Consider the following 7440-nt stretch of genomic DNA (forward strand, 5'->3'; position numbering starts at 1 on the left):
ACGCCGTGCCGGGCAGCAGCAGGTAATAACAGAAGCGGCATTTAAATACATTAAGCCCATCCCCGTGCTGGCCGCACTGGTAGTAGCGCTAAGCATGGCGCCGTTCTTTGATCTGCGGCCGCCTTCTGCCTATGTGGAGATGATGCAGTTCTTCCTGCTGATTGCGCTCACCGCCCTTTTCCTGCGCCGCTGGCCTAAACGCCTGTTCTATTGCTGGGTGGCCATTGTGATCTTTTATCTGCTGTATTCCTTTACCAATGCCATTATTACGCCCAGGCTGTCTACCCGCATAGCCCTGCTGGTGCTGAATATAGCCTCTGTATTATTCGGTTGGCTGTTCCTGCCCCGCATCCGGGAGGAGCTGCCTATGAAAAAGTTCATCCGCATTGTTTCTTTTATTTACATAGGCCTGAACCTGCTGGCAGCATGCTGTAACCTGTTTGGCCGCATCAGCATGGCCAAAGTGTTTGGAACCGCCTCCATCTACAGCCTTATACACATCATTGGCCTTGCCGTGTTCATACAAATGATCACCGAAGCGTTTCATGTGCAGATGCTGAGCAGCCGCGTAACAGCCGATACCAAAAGCCTGCTGAACTACGAGCGTATCCAGGGTAAGCTCAGCAAGCTGCTGTCTGTTGGGGTGGTTATTTGCTGGCTTATCATTTTTACCACCAACCTTAATTTATATGATTTTCTGCTGCAGGGTATTTTGCACCTGCTGAATGAATCTCATAAAATAGGCAGCACCCGTTTTACCTTCGGCAGCATGGTTATGCTGGTGTTTATCCTGTATGCAGCCAACGTATTGCAGAAATACATTGGTTATTTCTTTGGAGAAACGGAAGATGGTTTCAGCGGGGAAATTACCCGCAAAGGATCCCGCCTGGTAATGATCCGTTTATGCGTAATCGTATGCGGCTTTTTACTGGCCATTGCCGCCACCGGGCTGCCCATTGATAAGATCACCATTGTGCTGGGCGCACTGGGTGTAGGTATTGGCCTGGGCTTGCAGGATATTGTGAACAACCTCATTTCCGGTATCATCCTCATTTTTGAACGGCCGCTGCAGCTGGGTGATTACGTGGAAATATCCGACAAAAAAGGACGGGTAAAAGATATTGGCATCCGGGCCAGCCGCCTGCTTACCACCGATGGGGCAGAGGTGGTGGTACCCAACGGGCAGCTGCTGTCGGGCCAGCTCACCAACTGGACGCTCACCAATGATCACATCCGCATTGAGCTGCCGGTTACCATCAGCCCTACGGAAAAGCTGCCTGCTGCGCAGGAAGCCATTCAGCAAACCATTCAGGCACATGCCCAGGTAATGCACAAAATGCCCGTTGATATCCTGTTCACACACGTAAATGATAAGGAATGCGGGTTGCGCGTGTTATGCTGGATCAGCAATATTGCCAATGAGCATAAAGTAAAAAGTGAGCTGCTGCTGCAGGTATACCATGCGTTGAAAGCGGCAGGAGTGGAGGTGAGCTAAGAGCAGAAAGCTGAAAGCATAAAGCAGAAAGCCTAATGCGTAGTACGTAATGCAAGCAAAAAGGATAAAGCAAGTGAATTATTCGCTCCAATTGCTTTATCCTTTTTGCTTTGTGCTTTCTGCTAAAAGCAAAAGCTGAAAGCAGGGGAACTTATCCGTTCCAATGCTTTCAGCTTTATCCTTTATGCTTTATGCTTTGCGCTTTATGCTTGTACAAGCACCGGCCTTTCGCCCAATGCTTTCATTAAACGGAAATGCGATCTTACCGCCTCCATCATAGTAGGAATGCTGTTATAAGGCAGGCCGTATTCTTCGCATTTAGCCTTCACTATTTTACTAAGAGCAGGGTAGTGCACATGGCTGATGCGGGGAAATAAATGGTGTTCTATCTGGTAGTTCAGTCCGCCCGCAAACCAGGAAACTACTTTGCTGCCCGGCGCAAAATTAGCCGTAGTCTTTATCTGGTGAATAGCCCATTCGTTCTCAATCACTTTATCTTCCTCCGCTACAGTCTCAAATTCAGTTTCCTCCACCACATGCGCCAGCTGGAATACAATTGACAGGGTAAAGCCCATTACAGCATGCATCACTAAAAAGCCTACCAGCCAGGCCTGCGCGCCCACCAATAAAATGGGGATCAGGATATAAAATACCAGGTACAATACTTTGCTGGCCCAGAAAATAATGTGGTCATTCAGCGTCATGGGCTGCAGCGGTGTTTTATATACTTTACGGCCCAGGTATTTTATAAAATCAGTGAGGAACACCCACAGGATAGAGGAAAGGCTGTAAACAAGCGGCAGGTAAATATGCTGCACGCGGTGCATGGGTACCCAACGCTGGGTGCTGCACTGGCGGATCACCGGGCTTTTGGCTATATCGTCATCCACACCATCCACATTCGTATAGGTATGATGTATGATGTTATGTTTCTGTTTCCAGATAAAGGCATTACTGCCCAATGCATTTAAGGTAAGGCCCAGCACTTCATTTACCCAGGGCTTGCGGGAATAGCTGCCGTGGCAGGCATCATGCATCACGTTAAAACCAATACAGGCCAGCACAAAACCTAATACAGCGCTTATTAAGATCCCTGCAAAAGCCGGCATGCTTACAAACAGCAGCACCAGGTACATTGCAAGAGCGCCCGGGATCAGTACAGCCGTTTTAATATACAGACGCCTGTTGCCCGTTTTTTTTATGTTGTTCTCTTTGAAATACACTTCAATGGCCGCTTTCAATGATTGGAAAAAGAAAGCGTTCTTATTATTAAAAGTAACTTTTGCCATGTTGTTTAATGGATAATGTTTAGTTCGGACAATCAAAAATAAGCGGCAGTTGAAGATTCACTGAGAAGGAAATGTTTTGTGTAAACGCAAATCAGCTAAAGTTAAATGCCAATATCTGCGTCTAAGATAGTCTTTTCTATGTTAAAAAAAACACAACTATGTTATGAGCGTGTTATTTAACCTGAAGAGGTTGTAATACAAAAGAATATATTTGGTTTATTCGATGCTTAAGACTACCTTGCACCTTTCTAAGTTTTTTAAATTTTACAAATGAACACAAAATTCCAAGGAACTGTAAAGTTCTTTAACGAGACAAAAGGCTTCGGTTTCATTAAACATGATGAATCCAACAAAGAAACTTTTGTACACGTAAACGGTCTCGTACACGAGATCCAAGCCGATGACCGCGTTGAATTTGAGCTGCAGGAAGGCAGAAAAGGTATGAATGCTGTTAATGTTAGACGCATAGACTAAGACTAATCTCTTTTTTTATACCTGTAAAAAAGGTCCTGGTGAACACCGGGACCTTTTTTTTTGCCTTAAAACTGCAGCCGGTACAGGAAATCCGGGAAAAAACCGATCTGGTAAGCTGTACCCACCGCATTTTTAGCCGTATTATACCGCTGCGTCAGCACATTCTCGTTATTCGTAAGATTCTGCAGATCCAGGTAAAAGGTGTGCGATAATTTTCGTTTGGCGCTGTTCAGCCGTAAACCCAGGCGTGTATCCAGGCGAAAATAGTTGCTCAGGCGTTCGCTGTTGTAACGGGTTTCATCCAGCTTTTCCTCATCCGCAGCCAGGGATGCAGCCAGGTCAACCGGCGTATAATAACGCCCGCCGGAAAACGCGGCCTTCACATCCAGCGTAAAAGCATTGCGGCCATTACGGCCTGTTTTCCATTCCCTTCCGGCCAGCACATTAAACACCGCGCGGTTATTGAATGCCGTATTACGCTCAATACCATCACTGCCTTTATAACGCGCATCAAAGATGGATGCCGTGGTCAGCAGGTAAGTGCCTTTGCCAAAGAATTTTTCCAGCGTCAGCTCCAGCCCCCGGTTACTGCCGGTACCCTCATTTACCAGGTTGGTTTTTTCAGGAAATGCAAAATCAACGCCTATGTTCAGCATAGAAAACCCGCTGGGCATACGTTCTACCGGTACGTTATACAGGTGCTGGTAATAAGCCTCTGCCTTCAAACGCCAGCTGGGTGCAAAACGCCAGTCGTACCCCAGCACATAATGCTGCGCCTTTGTAAAGTCCAGCTCCCGGTTGGATTGATTGTAACCGCTTTCACCGGGCAGCCGCTCCTGGTATAAATAAACCGGCAAAGGCTGCAGCTGGCTATGCATGCCGTAGCTGAAGCTAATGGTTTGCCGCGGCGCCACATCGTAGCTCAGGGATGCCCGCGGCTCTATATTATAGGTATCATTTAATCCATAATAAATGCCATGCAGGCCGCCGGTGAGGGCCAGCTTGTCTGTAAAGCGGTAACGGGCCTGTACAAACGGCTGCAGCAGCAGGGAAGAACCGTCGTAGTTACGCAGGTCGGTCCAACCCGGTTTGTTATAACGGTCACGGGTATACATATCTGCGCCCAGCACCTCTGCCAGCACACCACCCCTTACGGATAAACGCACATTTACTTTCGAGTTCACATAGGAGGAAAGCCGCCAGGAGCTGTTAGTGGTAGCCTGGTCAAATACAAAGGTCCTGGTATCAAGTGAATCATACCACTTATATGATTTCACCGAATACCTGGAATAAGCGTAGGAGAGCACCGTACGTATATACGTGCGCGTACCCAGGTCTATGGTATGTTTCAGCCCCAGCACCCCAAAGCGGGAACGGGGATACTGATCCTGGTCGGTGTTGGAAAAAAAGTCGGTGGAATCTATTTCTTTCCCGATAAAATCAATGCTGCTCATACCACCCAGCCCAAACAGGCTTAGGGTACCCAGCTTGCCCGGCGCCAGCTTGATGTTAAATACCAGGTCCTGGTAATTAGGCGTAGCAGTGGTGAGTGAGTTAAATCCCAGCGACTGGGCAATGCTGGTAAAGGAATAGCGGTAACCTACCAGGAAAGAAGCCCCATTTCCTTTTTTATTCAAAGGCCCTTCCAGCATGGCTTCCAGGCCGCTTAAAAAATTCAGCTGCAGCGTTTTTTCAAAGCGGTCCTTATTACCCTCCCGCAGGGCAATATCAAATACAGCGCCGGTTACGTTGCCATATTCTGCTGAGAAAGCGCCGGTATAAAAATCGGAGTTCTTAAGCGCATTGGTGTTTAATGCGCTCACCGGCCCACTGGCGTTGCCTGCCACTGCAAAGTGGTTAGGGTTGGGAATGGGAATACCTTCCATGCGCCATAACACGGCGGTAGGCGCATTCCCCCGCACCACAATATCATTGCGGGAATCATCGGTAGTGGCTACGCCGGCAAAGTTGGTCACCAGCCGCGCAGGATCGTTACGGCCGCCGGAATAACGCATTACCTCTTCCATGCTGAAAGAGCGGGAGCTTACGCTGGCAAATTCATTGTTGGCCGCACCTTTGTTCACCTTTTGCGCAGTAATCGTTACATCTTTTAGTGCGTTGATGCTTTCTTCCATATTTACATCCAGCACCACCTCCTTACCGGCCGTTACCAGCACCTCCGGTATCATAGAGGGTTTGTAGCCCATGTATTGAAAGGCTACCTGCTGCCGCCCTATGGGCACGTTGTGCAGCACATAGCGGCCATTAGCATCGGTGAACGTACCGATCTGCGTGCCGGGAATAGCCACCGTAGCATGTACCAGCGGCCTTTCAGATGTTTTGTCCTTTACAGTACCTTTAATAGTTTGCAGATTGCTTTGTGCGGCAGCTTGCAGTGTAATGCCGCTGAGCAGCAGAAACAGAAGGGATTTGTGCATAATAGGTTAATTGATATGCACCAAAATTGCAAACCGGGGGCAGCGTTTAAAAATAAAGTATATCTATCAGCTGAATGTTGCGATGCGCTGACCGCTTTTGTAGATAAGCGCTAACGCTTCTTCCTCATGTTGTAATAAAGCCTGCATCTCCTGTAAGGACAGCTCATAGCTGGGCGCCGCAATAAAGTGCAGCGGCGCCAGCTTATTATACACCTCAGTAAAAATAATGCCTGCCCGCTGCAAATGATATTCAGAGGTGATCACCGTTACACGGGCAGGTTGCAGCGCGCTCACAAGGGGTTTTGACAGCAGCGCATCTTCCACAGTATTCCGGCTTTCTACACCGGTAAGTATTTGCGAAGCCGGTACTCCTTTACCAATAAGGTATTGCTGCCCATACCAGGCATGCGGTTTACCGGAAGTATTAAAATGCGGGCCATAACCACCGGTAAGCAGGATAGTATGCTGCTGCGGATGGAACAATGCATAACAGGCATCCAGCCGGCTCAGGGCCACTGCGCTCAGCAAGCCTTCCGCTGAGTTAGGGCCTCCTAGTACTATTAGTAGTTCAGTTTTCATATATGCATCAGCTATATAATTAATAATGAATAATTAAGAATTAATAATTGTATTGCAGGTAGTTCAATGATCAGGAGGTTTTACAAGGTACAAGCTCACTTGCAGCATGGACCGGTACTTGAAGCGCTTCGTCCATAATTATTAATTATTCATCCTTAATTATTAATTAAAATTGCGGCATTTCCGCTCACTGTAAAACTAAAATCGTTGCACACCCACAATCCTGCGACGTTCAGCCCACCTCTGTAGACCAGCTGAAAAACATCCCGTTCATGGATCCATCAGCAACACGACTATTAATTCTTAATTATTCATTATTAATTACTTCAGGTTCTGCGGGCCGATAATATTAAACAGCTCCTCCCGGTGTGAATCGCTGACCGGTATAATATGCCGCCCGATATAGATCCGGTTCTTGCGGATAGCAAAGATCTTATCTACCGCCACTATGTACGACTTGTGCACCCGCACAAAACGCCCGGCCGGCAAGCGGTCCATCAGTACCTTAATAGGCAGCCGGGTTATCAGCGGCTTTTCTTCATTGCAGCAATAGATCTTAATATAATCTTTCCAGCCTTCAATATGGCTGATCTCACTCACCACCACTTTTACCAGGTTATATTCCACGTTCACAAAAAAGTAATCGGCGTTAGCCTCTTGCTGCGGAGCAGCAGCGGGCGCATTTTTCAGCGCATGATACTCAGCAGCTTTATTCACCGCTTTCAGAAAGCGGTCAAAAGGCACCGGTTTTATCAGGTAGTCCAGCACATCCAGCTCAAAACCTTCCAGCGCATATTTTTTATACGCCGTAATAAAGATCACCATGGGCCGGTGGGAGAGGCTTTGCACAAACTGTGTACCGGTAAGCCCCGGCATTTGTATATCCAGGAAAATAAGGTCCACCGGTTCTTTGAGCATAATGCTCATTGCTTCATATGCATTGCTGCAACGGCCCGCCAGCTGCAGGAAAGGCACCCGCCGGATGTTATCTTCCAGCAGGTCCAGCGACAGCAGCTCATCATCCACTGCAAGACATTTAATCATGTAGTTTGAAGTTGAATTTTCAGGGAAGCGTTAAACCAATGTCCGTTCTGCACAGCGGTGATCTCATGCCGGTCAGGGTACAGCAATTTCAGGCGCCGCACCAGGTTGGCCAGCCCTATAC

The 7440-nt window shown here is 47.8% G+C and carries 6 protein-coding genes; 2 read left to right on the forward strand and 4 right to left on the reverse strand.

Translation table 11 applies throughout. The features are described 5' to 3' along the window. Positions 1 to 1495 (forward strand): mechanosensitive ion channel family protein (locus VIM87_RS26435; RefSeq protein ID WP_331999891.1); only part of this gene is annotated, 1495 nt, incomplete at its 5' end. A 203-nt stretch (positions 1496 to 1698) separates the two neighbouring features. Here VIM87_RS26435 and VIM87_RS26440 read toward each other — a convergent pair. Then, a complete protein-coding gene (locus VIM87_RS26440; RefSeq protein ID WP_331999892.1) occupies positions 1699 to 2784 on the reverse strand; it encodes an acyl-CoA desaturase in 1086 nt (361 codons plus the stop codon). Positions 2785 to 3054: 270 nt separating this feature from the next. On the opposite strand from VIM87_RS26440, the gene VIM87_RS26445 reads away from it, so the two are divergent. Further along, on the forward strand, positions 3055 to 3258 hold the full coding sequence (locus VIM87_RS26445) for a cold-shock protein (protein WP_157308595.1): 204 nt from the start codon (positions 3055 to 3057) through the stop codon (positions 3256 to 3258). 65 nt (positions 3259 to 3323) lie between these two features. Here VIM87_RS26445 and VIM87_RS26450 read toward each other — a convergent pair whose 3' ends face one another. From VIM87_RS26450 to VIM87_RS26460, 3 genes are all read right to left on the reverse strand, one after another. Further along, complete coding sequence (locus VIM87_RS26450; protein WP_331999893.1) at positions 3324 to 5696, reverse strand: TonB-dependent receptor; 2373 nt, start codon at positions 5694 to 5696, stop codon at positions 3324 to 3326. Between the two features lie 66 nt (positions 5697 to 5762). Then, positions 5763 to 6275: a YdcF family protein gene (locus VIM87_RS26455; protein WP_331999894.1), complete on the reverse strand. Its 513-nt coding sequence runs from the start codon at positions 6273 to 6275 to the stop codon at positions 5763 to 5765. 321 nt (positions 6276 to 6596) lie between these two features. After that, on the reverse strand, positions 6597 to 7319 hold the full coding sequence (locus VIM87_RS26460) for a response regulator transcription factor (protein ID WP_331999895.1): 723 nt from the start codon (positions 7317 to 7319) through the stop codon (positions 6597 to 6599). Between the last annotated feature and the right edge of the window lie 121 nt (positions 7320 to 7440).

The organism is Chitinophaga sp., assembly GCF_036569125.1.
GTDB lineage: Bacteria > Bacteroidota > Bacteroidia > Chitinophagales > Chitinophagaceae > Chitinophaga.